The organism is Acutalibacter sp. JLR.KK004, assembly GCF_036941085.1.
Classification (GTDB): Bacteria; Bacillota; Clostridia; order Oscillospirales; family Acutalibacteraceae; genus Acutalibacter.
Map to the genome: position 1 here is coordinate 49,469 of NZ_JAYMNQ010000001.1, position 17,324 is coordinate 66,792.

16 protein-coding genes are annotated in these 17,324 nt (G+C 49.9%); 4 read left to right on the top strand and 12 right to left on the bottom strand.

Features of this window, described 5'->3' with window-relative positions; translation table 11 throughout:
* Positions 1–307: 307 nt before the first annotated feature.
* Genes VSQ30_RS00295 through VSQ30_RS00305 form a run of 3 tightly spaced genes read right to left on the bottom strand, consistent with a single transcriptional unit; the run spans position 308 to position 3,029 of the window.
* Positions 308–1,099 carry a radical SAM protein gene (locus VSQ30_RS00295; RefSeq protein ID WP_334461252.1) on the bottom strand — a complete coding sequence of 264 codons (792 nt, stop codon included), beginning with the start codon at positions 1,097–1,099 and terminating at the stop codon, positions 308–310.
* The gene (locus VSQ30_RS00300; protein WP_160644444.1) at positions 1,099–1,767 is read right to left on the bottom strand and encodes an ABC transporter ATP-binding protein; all 669 of its coding nucleotides are present in this window, start codon (positions 1,765–1,767) and stop codon (positions 1,099–1,101) included. Before VSQ30_RS00300 ends, VSQ30_RS00295 begins: the two co-directional genes overlap by 1 nt.
* Positions 1,768–1,826: 59 nt before the next feature.
* Positions 1,827–3,029, bottom strand: coding sequence for a hypothetical protein (locus tag VSQ30_RS00305; RefSeq protein WP_334461255.1), 1,203 nt, complete (start codon positions 3,027–3,029; stop codon positions 1,827–1,829).
* 854 nt (positions 3,030–3,883) lie between these two features.
* On the opposite strand from VSQ30_RS00305, the gene VSQ30_RS00310 reads away from it, so the two are divergent.
* The 4 genes from VSQ30_RS00310 to VSQ30_RS00325 all read left to right on the top strand — a co-directional run bounded on the left by VSQ30_RS00310 (position 3,884) and on the right by VSQ30_RS00325 (position 6,677).
* The gene (locus VSQ30_RS00310; RefSeq protein ID WP_334461257.1) at positions 3,884–4,027 is read left to right on the top strand and encodes a hypothetical protein; all 144 of its coding nucleotides are present in this window, start codon (positions 3,884–3,886) and stop codon (positions 4,025–4,027) included.
* Positions 4,028–4,895: 868 nt separating this feature from the next.
* On the top strand, positions 4,896–5,216 hold the full coding sequence (locus tag VSQ30_RS00315; RefSeq protein WP_166554326.1) for an HTH domain-containing protein: 321 nt from the start codon (positions 4,896–4,898) through the stop codon (positions 5,214–5,216).
* 36 nt (positions 5,217–5,252) lie between these two features.
* The gene (locus VSQ30_RS00320) at positions 5,253–5,504 is read left to right on the top strand and encodes a helix-turn-helix domain-containing protein (RefSeq protein WP_160644985.1); all 252 of its coding nucleotides are present in this window, start codon (positions 5,253–5,255) and stop codon (positions 5,502–5,504) included.
* Entirely contained in the window at positions 5,505–6,677 is a 1,173-nt protein-coding gene (locus tag VSQ30_RS00325; RefSeq protein ID WP_334461260.1) for a tyrosine-type recombinase/integrase, read from the top strand.
* Positions 6,678–6,815: 138 nt separating this feature from the next.
* On the opposite strand, the gene VSQ30_RS00330 is transcribed toward VSQ30_RS00325, so the two are convergent.
* From VSQ30_RS00330 to VSQ30_RS00370, 9 genes are all read right to left on the bottom strand, one after another.
* The gene (locus VSQ30_RS00330) at positions 6,816–8,462 is read right to left on the bottom strand and encodes a recombinase family protein (protein ID WP_334461262.1); all 1,647 of its coding nucleotides are present in this window, start codon (positions 8,460–8,462) and stop codon (positions 6,816–6,818) included.
* Positions 8,395–9,321 carry a recombinase family protein gene (locus tag VSQ30_RS00335; RefSeq protein ID WP_334461263.1) on the bottom strand — a complete coding sequence of 309 codons (927 nt, stop codon included), beginning with the start codon at positions 9,319–9,321 and terminating at the stop codon, positions 8,395–8,397. Before VSQ30_RS00335 ends, VSQ30_RS00330 begins: the two co-directional genes overlap by 68 nt.
* Complete coding sequence (locus VSQ30_RS00340) at positions 9,318–10,871, bottom strand: recombinase family protein (RefSeq protein ID WP_334461265.1); 1,554 nt, start codon at positions 10,869–10,871, stop codon at positions 9,318–9,320. Before VSQ30_RS00340 ends, VSQ30_RS00335 begins: the two co-directional genes overlap by 4 nt.
* 97 nt (positions 10,872–10,968) lie before the next feature.
* Positions 10,969–11,118, bottom strand: a complete 150-nt coding sequence (locus VSQ30_RS00345) for a hypothetical protein (protein ID WP_334461267.1) — start codon at positions 11,116–11,118, stop codon at positions 10,969–10,971.
* Positions 11,115–11,474 carry a type II toxin-antitoxin system PemK/MazF family toxin gene (locus VSQ30_RS00350; RefSeq protein ID WP_334461270.1) on the bottom strand — a complete coding sequence of 120 codons (360 nt, stop codon included), beginning with the start codon at positions 11,472–11,474 and terminating at the stop codon, positions 11,115–11,117. Before VSQ30_RS00350 ends, VSQ30_RS00345 begins: the two co-directional genes overlap by 4 nt.
* 496 nt (positions 11,475–11,970) lie before the next feature.
* On the bottom strand, positions 11,971–12,471 hold the full coding sequence (locus tag VSQ30_RS00355; protein ID WP_334461271.1) for a sigma factor-like helix-turn-helix DNA-binding protein: 501 nt from the start codon (positions 12,469–12,471) through the stop codon (positions 11,971–11,973).
* Between the two features lie 319 nt (positions 12,472–12,790).
* Positions 12,791–13,750: an alpha/beta fold hydrolase gene (locus VSQ30_RS00360; RefSeq protein ID WP_334461272.1), complete on the bottom strand. Its 960-nt coding sequence runs from the start codon at positions 13,748–13,750 to the stop codon at positions 12,791–12,793.
* Positions 13,751–13,766: 16 nt separating this feature from the next.
* A complete protein-coding gene (locus tag VSQ30_RS00365) occupies positions 13,767–15,587 on the bottom strand; it encodes an ABC transporter ATP-binding protein (RefSeq protein WP_334461274.1) in 1,821 nt (606 codons plus the stop codon).
* On the bottom strand, positions 15,580–17,319 hold the full coding sequence (locus VSQ30_RS00370) for an ABC transporter ATP-binding protein (RefSeq protein ID WP_334461276.1): 1,740 nt from the start codon (positions 17,317–17,319) through the stop codon (positions 15,580–15,582). Before VSQ30_RS00370 ends, VSQ30_RS00365 begins: the two co-directional genes overlap by 8 nt.
* Positions 17,320–17,324: the final 5 nt, after the last annotated feature.

Here is a 17,324-nt window from a genome sequence, read left to right on the forward strand (position 1 = left end):
ATTTTGGATTCTGTTTCTTAATTTTTTTCATTTTAAAACGCTCCTTGTGTAAGTTTTGGCTTCACATAACTCCTCGCGACTGCTCAAATAAATCTGTATCCTGAAGGTGAAAAAACGATAGTTGGTTATTTTGGTTCAATATCTGTAGCTCATCTGATATTTCGGTCCAACCAACACGATATGTGCTAACCCCTTCTATATCAGTTCTATAGACTCTTAAATTATTGAGACAGACACCGAGAATCGGGTAACCAAATTTTGAAAGATAATTATCAGAAAGATTATCCCAGAATCCAATAGCCGGAGTTTAAGAAGGTGCACAGCAGATACACCCATCACCGTGTACAGCCTGTGAGACTATAAAAGAGATAATGCCAAAATCAAATGGATTATTGCTATCATATTTTATCGTTGGTAAGGGAAGCCGGATCAGAACAACATCGGGATGCTTCTCCTCACTCATCCTACTTATAAAATTATTGATTCTATAGACTAAATCAGATGGTTTAAGATTTTGTGCCCAAAAAGGATATGTAACTTGACCAATCATATCATAACTGATTAATTTTCCGGAAAATATTTTTTCTGAATATGCAATTATTTGCCGGATTATCGGAAATGAAAGTAATGGCTCTCCTCCGTAAAAACCAATATGTATTTTTGTAGTGTCCTCTGAGTGAGCTCGACAAAAATCAAGAGCGCGTTTTGCGGTTTCAAAACTCATTTGCAAGGAAGAATGTGAACGTTGACTAAAATTACCAGTCTCCGAATAGATACAATATGTACAACGCAAATTGCATGACTGCGTAACCTGCAGGGTTATTTTTTCTATTTTTCGCTCTAGCATACAATGCAGCTCATCTGTCAGAGGATGTCGTATCTCTTCTATCACACAAGGCTGTAAATAACCGCATTCCACTAAATTATAGTATTGGGTAGTTACTTCTCGTCCATCCTGTTCTGGCTGCGCTCCTGTTTTCATCACAGTACTAAGCAATGCGAATAAATCATCTTGAATAGCAACGATCTCATTCCTACCGACCTCGTAGAAATATTTTCCAAGAGCTGTTTTGATCAAAAGAATATGCGGCTTTTCCATTACCCTCGCTCCAATCTCCCATCCTGCATATGATACACTGCATCGCTCTTTGCGGCAATATCCATATCGTGGGTTACAATAATCACGCAATACCCTTTTTTATAGGATAAATCCTTCAAGATGTCCAGCACAATTTTTCCGTTCTCCGTATCCAGATTGCCGGTCGGCTCGTCTGCCAGCATGATTTTTCCGGGACTTCCCAAAGAGCGGGCAATAGCTACCCGCTGCTGCTCTCCCCCGGATAGCTGCGCGGGAAGCTTGCGGAACTGGTTCTCTTTTATGCCCACGCTTTCCAGCAATGTCCTGGCTTTTTCTGTATAGCCGTCCCTTTCGCGCCGGACAATTTCCATAGGAAAGGTTACGTTTTCCAGCACAGTCAGTTGAGGGAACAAATTAAACGCCTGATAGATAACAGAAATATTATCCCGGCGGTGCTTTGGCAATTTCTTTGCTGTCAGTTCTTCCCCCTGCACGATGATTTTTCCCTGATCAGGCATAGCCATTCCTGAAAGCATGGACAGCAGGGTGGACTTTCCGCTGCCTGATCTGCCCACAATGGCATACAGCTTTCCGGTTTCAAAGGTACAGGAAACTTCGCGCAGAGCATAGACCGTCTGATACTTTGTTTTGTATGCATAGCTGACGTTTTCTGCGGTTAATATTTTCATAGGAACCGCCATGCGGCACCGCTCCCCTCTCCATTATCACATAACAGTCCCGTATTCCATTATTCAGATGCTGACAGCAATGTCAAAGGATCAAATCGGAATACAAGCAACAGTGCTGCTGCCACTCCCACAGCGGCGCAGCCGTAGAACATTCCATAGACGCCCAAAAAGCGCAGCGGGGAAATATTTGTTATACACCACACAGGCACGAAAACAACTAGTCCCCCTGTTAAATCAGCAATGAGGATACTGCAAAAATAAGGAAGGGCACACCTGATTCGGGGCTGTCCCAATGCCATAGCCAGCGCCATATCGCGGCGTACACTGCGCATAAGAAAAAAGGTGACAATCATCGTAATCATGATAAGCGTCAGGGAGAAAAAAGGCAAAAAACTTTTTAGTATCCTGTTGTTTTGTATCAACTGCTCCGCTTTCTCAATATACTGCCTGTCATGTACCAGCAGAGCATTTCCCACACTTTCTTCGTTCGCATCCACAGCAACCGGCCCCAAGCCGCAAGCTGGCAGATTTTTCTTGAAATCGTTCAAATGCAGGGGATCCTCTACAATCCCCTGAAAGGAACTGCACACTGGTTCGATGCCCGCATCCTCCTCTGCCTGCCATAGCCACGCAACAGGTACAATAACCTCCCCTGAAACCATATCATCAGGTATAGTGCCAACAATTTTCAAGGATTTCTGTCCCAGGTTTTCATAATATAGGGAAAGGCCATCGCTATTGTACCGGGGCGAATAAATATAAGGGCGATACATATCTCCCACGGAAAGATTTTGCCTGGCAGCATAGTCATCCTGTAAAAAACAAACAGCTTGGCCTTCTTCCCAAAAAGGTACTTCCACATTTTCATAAAACGCGTTTGCGTCAGGATTTTCCAGCACTGTCAGATTGTTTACCGCCAACAGGCTGTCTCCCAACATGCCGTTTTCTGGAATAAATCCATCTGGAGCCATGGATATGCGCGCCCCGGCTGTATACTGCGCATCGCGGATACCTAAGGCCATAATGCCCTGGAAAGTTTTTTGCCTGATCTCCAGGCGCTGTGTATTTCTGCCATTCCGGCTTGCAATCTGTACCGTTACAGGCACAGCCTGCCCCAAGTGGATTAAAGCATTCTCCCCAGACTGCATATTGCCCAAATAACCGATAAAACAGCACAACAGAGCAGCAGCTATAGATATCGTCAAAATAGTCCTTTTGGGGAACCGGAAAAGAATTCGCTTGATTTCTGTCGCTAAGATCATGACAGCTACCATCTCCTCCAGCGGATTATCGAGACTACCTACAAAACCCTTCCTCCCTGCACTCCAACTTGGCAGTTCCAGTTTTAAATGTATTTAAAATTAAAAAAACTGTTTTGCTTATAGACAATTCTGTTTGATGGGTTTCATAGCCAAGAGGTATATTTAGATTCCAGATACAAAAATAGAATTTCAGTATTGTTTTATAAATTATAACATATTTGGATTTATCTGTCAACACAAATTTAAAATGATTTTTCAAATAAAAATATAATCAAAACAGGTATTTTGAGAGAAGCCCTTAAAGCCTTCTTGCTTGTGGCCAGACGTAGGTCAAAATCCGTAAAGCCTCTATAAAAACTCTGTCAATTTTTTCCAGGATCTCTTGGCATCAAAATAAAAGCCACAAAAAGTGCGGACTTTTTGCGGACTTTTTGCGGACTTTTTTATGTTATAATTAAGTACAGTGAAAAGTGCAGGCAGAGGGAACCCAATGGAGAAGAACCTGTTTTTACAGTTTTTTGCCAAAAGGCCCAGATTTTTCAAAATAGGGGAATTTTAGGGGAACTTTAGGGGACTTTTTCCTGTTATACTTAGTACAGTGAAAGGTGCAGGCAGGGCCGCGGCAGAAAAAGCCGCGGCCCTTTTCCATGACTACAACCTATCCCAAACGAGAAATTCAGGGAGATTTTGTTCGGGAAAGATAAAAATCCATCACAGCGTGAAAGCTAAAGGGAAGCTATGCCATGTACAAAAGGGTGTTTTTTCATGGATTTCCGTGTGGATTCCGCGTCTCACGGTGATAAAAACGACAACACAAAGAGCATTTTTTAACGGCAAAGCAGGAGAAAAAGCTGATGGAAAAGCACTTACCGGACAGTATTTCTCCAGAAAAAGCAGAAGCCTTTGCTACTTATTTGAACCAAAAAGGGCCGTCTCTGGAGGGGCCTTTGGGGGAATTTCTGGAAAAACTCTATGAAAAACCGTGCCCGGACAAGTGAAGAAGTACCTTGCGGCAAAACAGAAGCCTACGGGAAATCCGGTTTTGGACAGGTCGGATTTGCCTGTTTGGCAGGAGGAAAACGGGGAGGTTTGGGGGCGAGAACCGCCGCAGGCGGCAAAGCGTCCGGAACTGTGGTTCTGGACGAGCAAGCATCGCATTTTTTCTCGAAAAGCGCCACAAAAAGTGCCACATGGCACTTTTCCGCTTCTCTCGAACATGCTGCTTGTTAGGGGCTTTGCGCCCCTAACACCCCGCCCGCTGCCGCGTATGAGTATAGAAAAAATTGTTTGAAAGCCAGTCTGAAAAATTATGAATGAAGGAAAGACACCGGGCACAAAAGGCTGAGGCTTCATCTCTTTTTGTGTGAATTCTGTATCGTGTGGCGATTGGCGTGTGTAAGGAAAAGAAGACGGTAAATTTTTGTCAACCCCAAAAGTGCAGACTTTTTGCAGACTTTTTTGTGATATAATGAGTAGAGTGAAAGGTGTGAGAAAGACTGCGGTGTGAAAACTGCGGTCTTTTCCGTGTCTGAATTTTTTTAAAGCGAGAAGCGTTTGTAAATTTTGCCTAAAAAAGCGCAAAATATACACTCTTCTTTTTCTTAAAGAGGGGAATTTTAGGGGACTTTTTCCTGTTATACTTAGTACAGTGAAAGGTGTGGGAAGGGCCGCGGCATATCATTTCCGCGCCTTTTCTTTTTACGTAAAAAAAGCGGTGTGTTAGCCTCATGCAGGGCTGAACGCCGCTTTTTTATGCCCGGAATAAGCTGTTATGATAAAGTGAATCAAATTATTTTTAAAGCAGACACACGCTGTCTGCTTTAACTTTTATCCTGTTCATGCAGACCGAGGGAAGGAGGTGAGCACATGAGCGCTGCGGAGCGCCGGAAAGCCGTATTGGCGGCCCTTTGCGCCAGGCGGCACGATACATACGAAAACCTGGCACAGGAATTTAGCGTGTCCACGCGGACTATCCAGCGGGATGTGGAGGAACTCATGTGCTCTTATCCTCTGAAGACTGTCCGGGGCCGGTATGGCGGCGGTGTGGAGGTGGAGGAGGGCTTCTATCTGACCCGGAAAACGCTTACCCCCAAAGAGACAGAGTTGCTGCGGAGGCTGTGTGCACAGCTTGAAAAGGAGGATAGAAAAACAATAGACGGCATTCTTTCCCGGTTTGCACCCTGGTGAGTTCAAGACAATCAAAAAGAAAGGAAACGTGATTTTATGAAAAGCAGAATTTTTGCGGAGTACCCGGATGTGGTTTCCGCTAGGGATTTGCAAGCCATGCTCCATGTTGGCAGGAATACAGCCTACAGCCTGCTGAAAAGCGGGGCGGTTTCCAGTATTCGCATAGGGAGGAAATACATCATTCCAAAGGCGAGTGTAGAGGAATTTCTCCGCTTGCGTGCGGCTTCCAAATCTGGTACAATGGAGCCATCAGATGAAGCCGCTGAAAGCCTGGAAAGGAGTAAATAAATGGCAGTCACCGGCTTTATAACAACGAAAAACGGCAAATACTATGCCGTGTTGAACCTGAAAGAAGAGACAGGAAAACGCAAACAAAAATGGTTCTCCACAAATCTGCCCCTGAGAGGGAATAAGCGCAGCGCAGAGAAGTTTTTGCAGAAGTTGATTGACGAGTGGGAGGCAAAGTCTACTCCGTTTTGCCGGTTAACTTTTGCCGACTATCTGGAGCAATGGATTGAGGGAGCAGGAGTGAACATTAAGCCCAATACCTACCGAACCTATCGGGCCATGGTAGTAAACCACATCGTGCCGTATTTCAAACAGCACCCGGTATTGCTGCAAAAGCTAAAACCCACTGATTTGGACGCTTACTATCAGTCCAAACAGCAGCCAGGGAGCAAGCAGAACGGCAAGGGTACGCTGTCGGCCATGTCCATCCGGCACCACCATCAGGTGATTTCCAAGGCCCTGAGCGATGCCGTACACGATGGCCTGATCCAGTTTAACCCGGCCAGCGCGGCGAGGAAACCCAAGACGGAGCGTTATAACGCCAGTTTCTTAAACCCGTCTGAGATAGACATGATGCTGGCGCTGTTCATCGGGAATGTAGTGGAGCTGCCGGTCAATCTGTGCGCTGTCTATGGCTTCCGACGCAGCGAGGTGCTGGGCCTGAAGTGGGAGCATATCGACTTTGAGAACCGCACCATAACGGTCACAGAAACGCTACAGCAGGGCGTGGACGGCGATTATGTGGACACGCCCAAGACCAACAGCAGCTATCGTACCTTACCCATGACAGACAGCGTGTACAAGCTCTTAAAGGGGCAGAAACACCGCCAGGAGCGCCTGCAAGGGGCCTTGGGCGCGGGGTACATACAGAATGATTATGTGTGCACTTGGCCCGATGGAAACGTGATCTCGCCAAATTACCTAACCCGGACTTTCCACAACGTCATCGCCAAAAGCAGCCTGCCGAATATCCGCCTGCATGACCTCCGTCACAGCGCGGCATCAAATCTGCTGAACATGGGCTTTTCCATCGTCCAAGTGCAGCAGTGGCTGGGCCATGGCAGCGCCTCTACCACGCTGAATTTTTACGCCCACGTCGATAAAAATTCCAAGCTAGATATGGCAGCGGCGATGGAGAGGGCTATCTATCAGCCTACTGTGCAGGAGGGCTGATAGAAAAATGATAGAAAGCCCCCAAAAAGCTGATAGAAAGCAAAAAGAAAAAGCCCGGAACCCGCATGATTCCTGGCTTTTTTGTGAGGTGGATACGAAAAAGATATTATTGCCAAATCAGAGTACGTATCCGAACTCTCACGCATTTTCGATAGCCTGCTCAACCTCCAACCCTCCCGCAAAAACCGCCTTGATCTTTTCCTTAGATTCCACAACCACACACTCCAATACCTGCCGCACCAGCCGGTCATCATACTCCATCGGATGATTTTCCAGTCCATTCAGGATGGTAAAAATCTCATCCAATCGTGACTCTGCATTTTCTCTTTCCTGCTGTGCATTGTCATATTTGGGAAGCTGCTGTTCTAAACTGTTTTTCTCAGCCATGAGCGTTGTAGCCCTCTGTTCATCGAAATCCTCAACCGTATCAGTAGCTATGGCCTGCAGCATGGTCTTGAATTCTGCGTCAATTTCTGCTATCCTTATCTGTATATCCAAGCTGTTATCTTCGCCATCATCATTCTTAAGCCCCATGCCGATGTGCAGCTTCAACGTGCCCAGCACATCGGCACTCTGTTTAGCTGTGCGCATGATTGCCGCCATGACAGCCTCCTGCAGCACACTTTCTTCCATCGTGGGTGAATGGTGGCAGTATTTCTTGCCGAAGTCCAGCCGGTTGATGCATCTCCAGACTGGTTTCTTTTCTCCCTTAACCGTCCAGGTGCATCGCCGGTATGGGGTACCGCACTCGCCACAGACCAGCAGTTCCGTCAGAGCGTATTTGCTGGAATAGCGGCCCTGCTCAGTCTTTGTACCCTTTTGCTTGACTTTCCGCTTACCAGTACGCCGGGCCAGTTCTTCCTGCGCCCGGCCAAAGGTGGCAGGGTTGATAATCGCCGGATGATTGTTCTCTACATAATACTTGGGGCGCGCCTGCCCATCGTTGCGCTTGACCTTCTTGCTCAGGCAGTCCACAACGTAGGTTTTATTGATGATGGCGTCGCCTTTGTATCGTTCATTTTGCAGGATCGAGCATATCGTGGAACGGTGCCATTTTCCTTGACCGCCGGGGGTGGGAACACCCGCATTATCCAGCATTTCCACGATCCCTCTCATGCTGTCCCCGGCCAGGAACCGCTCATAAATCAGCTTGACGGTCTTAGCTTCTTCGGGGTCAATTTCCGGTTTGCCATCTTCTCCACGGCGATACCCAAGGAAGTTTTTGTAGTGGAACGGCATCTTTCCCTCTTTCGCGCTCTGATTCTTGCCCCATATGACGTTGGCACTGATATTTTCCGACTCACTTTGGGCGATGCTGCCGTAAATGGTGATATAAAACTCAGCCCCCGGCTGGGTGCTGTGGATGTTCTGCTCCTCGAAGAAGATGTCCACATCTATCTCCTTGAGCATACGAACATACTTGAGAACGTCAGCCGTATTCCTCGCAAACCGGCTGATGGATTTTGTAATAATCATGTCGATTTTGCCGCGCCGACATTGCTTAATCATCTTGTTGAACTCATCGCGCTTTTTGGTGCTCGTCCCCGAAAGTCCCCTGTCCGCAAAGATGCCCACAAAGGCCCATTTGGGCTCGTTTCGTATCTTTTCGGTGTAGTACCTTACCTGCACGTCATAGCTGTTTAACTGCTCCTCCTGGGCCGTAGAAACGCGGCAGTAAGCGGCTACCCGGAGCTGCCGATGAGCCTGCTTGATTTCTTCAGCTATGTTGATTTTCGCCGGGATTTTCCGCACTACTTTCTGCGGAGTATTCACTGTCGGTTGCATATTCATCGTCCTTTCCGACCATCTGGTCATTTATCACTTTTATGCTCACGGTGCCATCTTTTCCGAGGTGGATGGCTTGAACCGTCCTCTTAAAAAGTGCCAGTGAAAAAACTGAAAGCGGCTCTGCATCGGCAAGAGTCGCTTTCAACCTATGGGCTATATATGGAGTGGAATCGATGTCCGCATATCTGAGGGAGGCACACTCCAACATCTTTTTTCTCAAGGTGTTTTTATCGTAATCGAGCGTGTCTAATGTTCGCGCAATCTCATTTTCAGCTTTCAGAGTCTGCACACTCATGGAGTCGTCAATAACTGGAATTTGCACCAACTCAGGATTGACAATCGCCCGGTTTAGCAGTACAGTTATATCGTGGAGCAGGTCGCTGTCGGCCTTGTGAATCACCGTGTGGCACTCCGCATTGGAACATATCCATCGTTGCTGGCACTTCTTGAATCGGCTGTCATGCCGTCGAACCATTTCGCCGCCACAAGTGGGGCAGATTACTGGCACATCTATATGGAAAATTTCAGAGCGGCGGTCGGTACCGTGCTGGGTGTTCTTTTGGGCTTTTATCTCGACCATGGCCTGATGCGTTCTTTCATCACTAATCACTGGAAAGCCGCCTTTGCCGGTGTATCGCTCATCCTCAATCAGCCGCATAATGCGGGATTTGTTCCAGCCGGTAACACCGGGCTGATACTCAACATTTTCAGCATTCAGCCGGTCGGCAATATTCAGCAGGGAAAGGCCGTTTTGATACTCACTAAAAATGCGATTCAGCACAGCAGCCTCTTGCGGATGGGTGGTTATCACGCCGTTCTGATACTGGTATCCGAACGGAATATTTCTCTTTTTCATGCTGTGCGACACCTCACATTCTCGGGGATTTGCTCCGTAAAGGCCAGCCCGCCGATGAGATGAAAGGTCAGCTTCGAGTTGTCCATGACCGTGATACTCTGGATTGTTTCCTTGAATAGCTCTCGGTTAAATGACGCCCCCGGCACATATCCTGCCAGGGTATCGTCCAGTGATTTCAGCGTGTATATCAGTTCATCATCTTCGTCCTCTGCCAGTGCTTTTTTGCGATCCAGCCGTAATGCGTTAATCTTGTTGCTGATGACCGAGGACTGCGCGGCGAAGTCGGTGGCGTTCAGAACGCCGTTGGTGTGGAGCCGGGCAACCACCAGATTTTGCGCACTTAAACCTGCTATCTGCTTGTCGATCTGCCGTATCTTTTCCTGGCTTTCTCCGCCACGATTCTGCATCATCTCCAGCTGGTGTATGAGAGTACCCAGCAGGTCTTGCCGGTGGGAGGCCAATTTGTCCACCATCAAGCAGAAGGTGTCAAACACAGCAGTTTCTCGCACACGTCTGCTTTTGCAATCTGTAGCCCCCGCCGCCTTATCACTACACATCCAGTACACGGTTCCGCGCAGCAGCTGTCGGCGGAAGGTGCTCCCGCAGTCGGGGCAACGCAGGATACCAGACAAAATCGAGTTGTGGTCCCGCCTTCTGTTCGTAATTCTGGATTCTTGCAGTTTTTGAGCTGCGTGAAACACCTCTCTGCTGACAATGGATGGATTGCTGTTTTCAACATAGTACTGCATCTTTTCGCCATGGTTGCGCTTTTTGCGAAACGGCAGGGTTTCCGTGGTGTACTCTTTCTGAAGGAGTGCATCGCCCATATACCGTTCATTTTTGATGACATAGTCAATCGTAGTGTGGTGCCATTTTTGCTGACCATACCGCCGTGGAATACTCTCTGCGTTGAGTATATTGGCAATATTCTGCTTGCCAATTCCTTGCAGGTAAAGTTCAAAAATGCGGCGAATAACAGATGCCTCATCCTCTTTTATGACCATTTTTCCATCCACCATCTCGAAACCGTAGGCAGGAGCGTTGCAGTTGAACTCCCCCGACTCCATACGCATTTGATAACTCCTGCGTAGGTGATCGGAGATGTTCACGCTTTCCTGCTGGGCAGCCATGCCGGGGAAAGTTACCAGCATTTCCATGTTCATTTTGTCGCTGTCGATGCCCTGCTCCTCGAAGTAGATGCTTACTCCCAACTCTTTTAGGGTGCGTAGAGCCACCAGAAGTTCTTGGGTATTCCGTGCAAATCGTGATACGGATTTGGTAATAACACGGTCTATCTTGCCCAGTTTGCAATCCCGGATGAGCCGGTTCTGCTCATCGCGCTTTTTCATGTCTGTTCCGCTCAGTCCCGCGTCTGCATACACGTCCACCAGCTTGTATTGCGGGTTTTTGCGTTCATAGTCTTTGTAATAGCGGATCTGAGCCGCAAAAGAGTGTAGCTGGTCGGTGGACTTGCTGGACACCCGGCAGTAGGCCGCAAGCCGGATAACTTCGGGCTTTTGCGGTTCCCGGCTGATATCTGTTACAGTCATTTGCACCATTCCTTTCTCTGATTTTTCGCCTTTCGGCACCACCAACAATACCACAAGAGTTCAGATACATCCAGCGCAAACCGCCAGAGTTTTCATTTCAGACATATATTTTTTCGATGCCGTAGTGGGCGGCAGAAATCTGCAAAATACGCTCGTATTCCTCCTGCGTAACGAGCTGCATTTTCAGCAGCAGACGGAGCATATTCACATTGTAGGCGAAGGCAGAATTGTTGATGTCATTTGTCATAGCAGCCCCTCCATATATTTGATTCCAAAGCTGACGATGATGGCGTGGTCGACCCGGCCCATAGTGTTCTTATCCAGTTTGCCGCTATACCGAATCAACCGGCGCTTGTCGATGGTTCGTATCTGTTCCAGCAGCACAACGGACTCTTTTTCCAGCCCCTCCGCATGAACAATAACGTGGGTGGGCAGCTTGGCTTTGTCCGACTTACTGGTGATAGCTGCCACGATGGTGGTAGGGCTGAACTTGTTGCCGGTGTCATTCTGGATAACGAGGACGGGCCGTGTGCCATCCTGCTCGCTGCCTACCACCGGCGATAGGTCGGCGTAGTAAATCTCGCCGCGCTTTACATTTCTCATGATTTCCTCCGTAAGTAAGGGCGGCAGTCAAAGGGCGGACTGCCGCCTTGTATCAATCGTTTTGCGTGCTTGTATTTATCCTCGATTTCTCGTCTGCCGACTCGGTCAGCTCAGAGCGGTCGCCACTGGCGACCATCGCCCCCAAGCAGGGAACGCACCCTCCGGTTATGCCTTTAACCTCATTGGAATATCACCACCCCCAGGATCTCTGGAGGGCGCCCTCCTTTGCTGCGACGGGTCACGCTCGGCTTTAGGACTGGACGCAAGTATCATTATCCCTTCTGCCGGTCATCGCCGTCGATGAATGTGCGTTCCATCGTCTGAGCCTGGAGGCCGAAATTCTGGCGTCCGCTCATGTGGCTGCCGCTCCTCACGGCGGCAGAAGGAAAGTAAAAGGTGCGCTGGGTATTCGGTTTTCAAAGAGCAACGGAGGGGAACAAGAAAGACCCCACACTTTCTAAAGCCAAAAAGTAAGGGGTCTGATAACCTTCAAATTTTAAATTTTCAAAAGTTTTTTCAGCTTTGCGAGGGCACGAGCTTTTTGCTTATGTATTGCGACCTGGGAAACGCCGTACATATTAGCAATAGCCCTTTCGGATAGCTGCTGATTGAAAAACTGATGCAATAGCTGTTGTTCACTGTCAGAAAGCAGGGCAATCTCTTGGCGGAGCCTGTCCACCAGAAGTTCCTTTTCCGCCTGTCCTGCCGTGTCAGCTATCGTGTCCATCAGGATATCCTCACCGTTGAAATCATCCGTGGTAAGCATATCGTAGGAGAAGTCGCCGTTATCCTTGGAACGCTTCTTTAGATATTTCTCGCGGCGCTTCCTCTTGTAAAACGCCTTGTAGTCACCTTCAGGCACTTCCATCAGCATACCATGCAGAGGTATGAACCGCCTGCCTTGGTATGTATCTTTCTGCTGACGGAACTCAGCATAACTGAGCTCCAGGTAAGTTTTGCCGTCTAAGACAAACACTTTCTTTGGTGTATATTCCACCGTTGGTTCCTCCAATCAATCTGTTTTGGGTTGGCAAAACGATTGATTGGGGGTGGGCCTCGGCAGCCTACAAAAGGATAAGACAGGTAATATAAAAAGGCGTTCTTTCCGGCAATCAGGGCCGAAAGAACGCCTTTTGCGTATTTAATTTTACATGGAAAAGGCGGTGGGCAATCTCTCTGCAAATCGAATCCAGCAGCTTTCGGGCTCATCCTCATATGGTTCAAGGAAAGGGAAATGCAAAAAAGAATCCCGAAACTTCTAAAAGTTCCGGGGGGTTAGTTTTTGGGTAGTATGTGAACCCCCCATAGACTTCTTGTTAAACTGTTTGGTAAGCCCTCAAGAACTGCCCCATCATCTCCATAACCTCTTTCGGCCAGCAGCCAGTGCCATGGCCCGCGCCGCAAACCTTCACAAACTCGGCCCGGCCACCATGCTCCCGCACTTTCTCACAGAAGCGCAGTCCCTGCCGCATAGGGATGATAGGGTCTTCCTCACCCTGGATGAATAGAAATGCCGAAAGTTTTTTTGCCCTCTCGATATAGTTGATGGGGCTGGCATCGGCCAGCATTCCTTCGGGGTTCTGCCGGAAATCCTCTTTGAAGATCTCCCTGGCCTCAAAGGGGAACTCGCCCTCGCCGGGCCGAAGCTTCTTGTGTTCTGCCAGACGGTCTGGCACAAGGTTAAGCAAATCGTTTGGCCCATAGAAAATGACGCAGGACTCCACCACGGTGCTTTGTTCCAAATGTTCACCGATGTTAAAGCGTTCCTCGTTCCCGGTGAGAGCGGCCATAGCCACCGTGTGTCCGCCGGAGGAATCGCCCAGCAGCATTACGTGAGCGGGGTCTACATGATACGTTTCCGCATTGGCCCTCAGGAAGCGGATGGCCTCTTTGGTGTCCTGCACGGCAGCGGGAAAACGTACATCATCCTTGTAAGTCCCCCGATACTCAATGCTGGCCACTACAAAGCCCAATTTGGCAAGTTCTACCATTTTCGGCACATGGGCATACCCTTGTGCGCCGCTCCAGCCGGAACCGGGTACGTCTACCAGCAGCGGGAAGCGCCGGGTGTCCTTGGGATGAGGCGGAATCTTTCCTTCCTTTTCCAGCTCTGCAAAGATGGGATTCACAAACCTGGGCGGCAGGTTGGGGGCCGCGGGCGACAGCATCTGCAGTTTCAAATCGCCGGTTTCCCGGTGGGCAAAAACGATGTCCGGGGTGTAGGTGACTTCATGGGCAGTGTGTGCGTCTGAATAAAAAGTACGGCTGATTTCCATAGTATTTCCTCCTTGGTTATGTTGCAAACCCAGCATACTGGGTTTTATACAAATCGTAATATTTCCCTCTCTTTTTTATCAATTCATCATGGCTCCCACTCTCTACGATCTCCCCCCGATCCATTACTACGATGATATCCGCGTCCCGGATGGTGGACAGCCGGTGGGCGATCACAATGCTGGTGCGGTCTTCCATGATTTTTTGCATAGCTCCTTGTATGGCTTTCTCCGTGCGGGTGTCTACATTGGAGGTGGCTTCGTCCAGTATGAGTATCTTAGGGTCCGCCACAAAGGCCCGGGCAATGGCAAGGAGCTGCCGCTGGCCCTGGCTGATATTCGCGCCGGAGGCTGCTAGCAGGGTGTCATAGCCCTCCGGCAGCTTTTGGATCATCTCACTGCAATGGCTCAGTTCAGCGGCTTTTTCAATGTCGTCCATGCGGGCGTTATCCCTGGCGTATTCCAGGTTTTTGCGCACCGTGTCACTGAAAAGCACGGTGTCCTGCAAAACGATGGCCACATTCTTCCGCAGGCTGACGCGGCTCATCTTTTGGATATCCTGCCCGTCAATCCGTATCGTTCCGCTGTCAATATCATAGAACCGCATGAGCAGGTTGACCACCGTAGTCTTCCCGCTGCCGGTTGCACCAACCAGAGCGACCTTTTTGCCGGGAGGCACCTGCAAGGTAAAGTCCCGAAGTACCGGGCGCCCGGGAGCGTAGGCGAAGTCCACATGGGAAAACTCCACCGCCGCGCGGCGGGGCTCCAGAGGCTCCCCGGACATATCTTCATCTTGTTCGTCCAGGACGATAAACAAACGCTCTGCCCCGGCAATGGCTGTCTGCAGCTGGCCGTAAACCTGGGCGATCTCATTGATAGGGCGGCTGAACTGCTTGGCATACACGATAAAAGCGGAGATGACCCCCACAGAAATGAAACCGTTGATAGAAAAATATCCGCCGAAGGCCGCGATTATAACAAAGCCAATGTTGCCGATGCAATTCATAATTGGGCCCATAACGCCGCTGAAAATATCCGTTTTTATCCCCGCTTTGGTCAATTCATCCGAGGTGCTGCAGAAATTTTCTGTGGTGATATCTTCGTGCTGATAAGCCACCACTGTGCGGTACCCGGCCACCATTTCCTCTACTGTACCGTTAAGCTGCCCCAGGTATGCCTGCCGCTTTCGGGAGTATTTGCGCACCCGCCCGGACAGCAGCTTGGTAGCCAGCACTGTCAGCAGCACCGTGGCAAAGCTGAGCAGAGCCAGCTGCCAGCAGTACCACAGCATGATGGCCACAGTACCAAAAATGGTCAGCACTCCGGAGAACAGGGATGGCAGCGATTGGGATACCGTGGTGGAGATATTCTCCACATCATTTGTCATGCGGCTCATCACATCCCCATGGGAATGGGTGTCGAGATATTTCACCGGCAGGTCAATGAGCTTGGAAAAAAGCTCCTCCCGCATCCGCTTTACAAGGCGCTGGCTGAGCCTGGCACTGATGAGCCCCTGAAAAAGCTGGCTGACACTGTACAGCAGGTACACCGCCGCCATGAGCCCTACGGTGGGGAGCAGAAAGCCACCCCTGCTTCCGGCAATTATGTCAATGGCCCGGCTTTGTACGCTGGGCGCGTACACGCCGCACAGGGTTCCGAAAACCACTGCCGCCAGCATACCCAGCACCATAGCCTTCTCTTTGCCAAAATATGCGGCGATCCGCCTGAGCGCAGCCCCGGCGTTCTCAGCGTGTTCCACTGTGGCAAATCGCGCGCCCGGACCCCGATTCATCATGCCGGGGATGCTCCGCATCTCCACATTAGGTTTCTGCTCAGGCAATATGTTCAGCCCCCTCTCCCAATTGTGAGCGGTAGATGTCCTGATAGATGGGGCAGCTATTCATCAGCGCCTCATGGCTTCCTGTCGCCACGACAGCTCCCTGATCCAGCACAACAATGCGGTCTGCTCGGCGGACAGAAGCGATGCGCTGGGCAATGATGATTTTTGTGGCGTCTTGGCGGGCAGCATCCAGGGCCTCGTAAAACTTTGCCTCTGTCCGCAGGTCAAGGGCGCTGGTAGAATCGTCAAATATCAGGATCTCCGTCGGCTTTATCACAGCCCGGGCAATGGAAAGCCGCTGTTTCTGCCCGCCGGACAGACTCATACCCCGCTCCGCTACAAGGGTACCGTACCCATCTGCCTGGCCTTCAATAAAGCTGTCTGCCTGAGCGGTTTCTGCCGCGGACAGGATTTCGTCCCGACTGGCCCCGGGCCTGCCCCACGCGATATTCTCGCTGATAGATGTGCTGAATAGCTCGGCCATTTGCAGCGCGACAGCAATTTTCCGGCGCAGCGCCTGCTGGTCATATTCCCGCACATCCACGCCGTCTACCAGCACCGCACCGGACTGCACATCGTAAAAACGGGGTATCAGGTTTGCAAGGCTGGACTTGCCGCAGCCGGTGGCCCCCATAACTGCAACGGTTTCTCCCGGCGCTATTTTCAAATTGATATTTTTCAAGACGGGACGGCCGCTGCCGGGGTAGCAAAAGCTCACATTGCGAAATTCCACAGCCCCCCGCATCTCTGTGCTGCCAGTAAAACTGCCGTTTTCCAGTTCGGGCCGGGCATCCAGGATTTCTTTGACACGCTTCCAAGAGGCCAGCCCCTTAGAAATGCTCTGAAACAGCATGACCAGCATAAGGATGCCGTGAAGCAGCTGTGTGGTATAGGTGATGGCCGCCATAATGACCCCAGGGGTCGCGCCGCCGCTGGTTACCTGCCGGGAACCGGAAAGGCAGATAACGGCTGTGGTCAGGTACATCAGGGCGTTTATGGCCGGGTTCATAAAGGCAAAAATGACCAGCACCTCCATCTGTGTCCTGATGAGTTCATCATTCGTCTTGCCGAACCGGGCTTTCTCATAAACCTCCCGGACACAGGCTTTGATGATCCGTATCCCGGAAACGTCCTCCTGCATGATCGCATTGATCCGGTCCAGCTGGGCCTGAAGCCGTGGGAAAAGAGGGTTGGCTTTCCAAAGGCAGAACGCTAAAACCCCCACAATAAAGGGGAACGCGCACAGCAGAACCAGCCCAAACTCGCGATTGAGCAGGAACATAAACGTGATGCTGCCCAGGGTCAGGAACACGCAGCGTATCATACCCCGGACAAACTGGGACACAAAATTCTGCACCTGGGTGATATCGTTGGTGACCCGGGTCACCAGAGACCCCACCCCGAACTTGTCTGTCTGAGGGAAGGAAAACGCCATAATGCGCCGGAAGGCATCTTTGCGCATTTCGTTGCCGATGTTCTGGCCGGACAGGTGGACAAACACATTGTTCATGGAGCCACACAGCCCGCCGAACAATACCAGGCCGATCATTTGCAGCCCCAGAGTCCAGATCAAGGACAAATCGCCTGCGCCATTGCTGTTCATTCCCAGCACACCATCGTCCACGATACGGCTCATGATGCCGGGCTGCACCAGATCCATCAACACTTCCCCCACCATGAAAAGCCCGGCAAGAACCGCCAGCGGCAGGTATCTTTTCACATATTTCCACATACCGC

Excerpts from the sequence above, each read along its gene's own strand:
- VSQ30_RS00360 (WP_334461272.1), bottom strand. The coding sequence starts at position 13,750 with ATGGAAATCAGCCGTACTTTTTATTCAGACGCACACACTGCCCATGAA.
- VSQ30_RS00315 (WP_166554326.1), top strand. The coding sequence starts at position 4,896 with ATGAGCGCTGCGGAGCGCCGGAAAGCCGTATTGGCGGCCCTTTGCGCC.
- VSQ30_RS00340 (WP_334461265.1), bottom strand. The coding sequence starts at position 10,871 with ATGACTGTAACAGATATCAGCCGGGAACCGCAAAAGCCCGAAGTTATC.
- VSQ30_RS00295 (WP_334461252.1), bottom strand. The coding sequence starts at position 1,099 with ATGGAAAAGCCGCATATTCTTTTGATCAAAACAGCTCTTGGAAAATAT.
- VSQ30_RS00330 (WP_334461262.1), bottom strand. The coding sequence starts at position 8,462 with ATGCAACCGACAGTGAATACTCCGCAGAAAGTAGTGCGGAAAATCCCG.
- VSQ30_RS00300 (WP_160644444.1), bottom strand. The coding sequence starts at position 1,767 with ATGAAAATATTAACCGCAGAAAACGTCAGCTATGCATACAAAACAAAG.
- VSQ30_RS00310 (WP_334461257.1), top strand. The coding sequence starts at position 3,884 with ATGGAAAAGCACTTACCGGACAGTATTTCTCCAGAAAAAGCAGAAGCC.
- VSQ30_RS00305 (WP_334461255.1), bottom strand. The coding sequence starts at position 3,029 with ATGATCTTAGCGACAGAAATCAAGCGAATTCTTTTCCGGTTCCCCAAA.
- VSQ30_RS00370 (WP_334461276.1), bottom strand. The coding sequence starts at position 17,319 with ATGTGGAAATATGTGAAAAGATACCTGCCGCTGGCGGTTCTTGCCGGG.
- VSQ30_RS00345 (WP_334461267.1), bottom strand. The coding sequence starts at position 11,118 with ATGACAAATGACATCAACAATTCTGCCTTCGCCTACAATGTGAATATG.
- VSQ30_RS00320 (WP_160644985.1), top strand. The coding sequence starts at position 5,253 with ATGAAAAGCAGAATTTTTGCGGAGTACCCGGATGTGGTTTCCGCTAGG.
- VSQ30_RS00325 (WP_334461260.1), top strand. The coding sequence starts at position 5,505 with ATGGCAGTCACCGGCTTTATAACAACGAAAAACGGCAAATACTATGCC.
- VSQ30_RS00350 (WP_334461270.1), bottom strand. The coding sequence starts at position 11,474 with ATGAGAAATGTAAAGCGCGGCGAGATTTACTACGCCGACCTATCGCCG.
- VSQ30_RS00335 (WP_334461263.1), bottom strand. The coding sequence starts at position 9,321 with ATGAAAAAGAGAAATATTCCGTTCGGATACCAGTATCAGAACGGCGTG.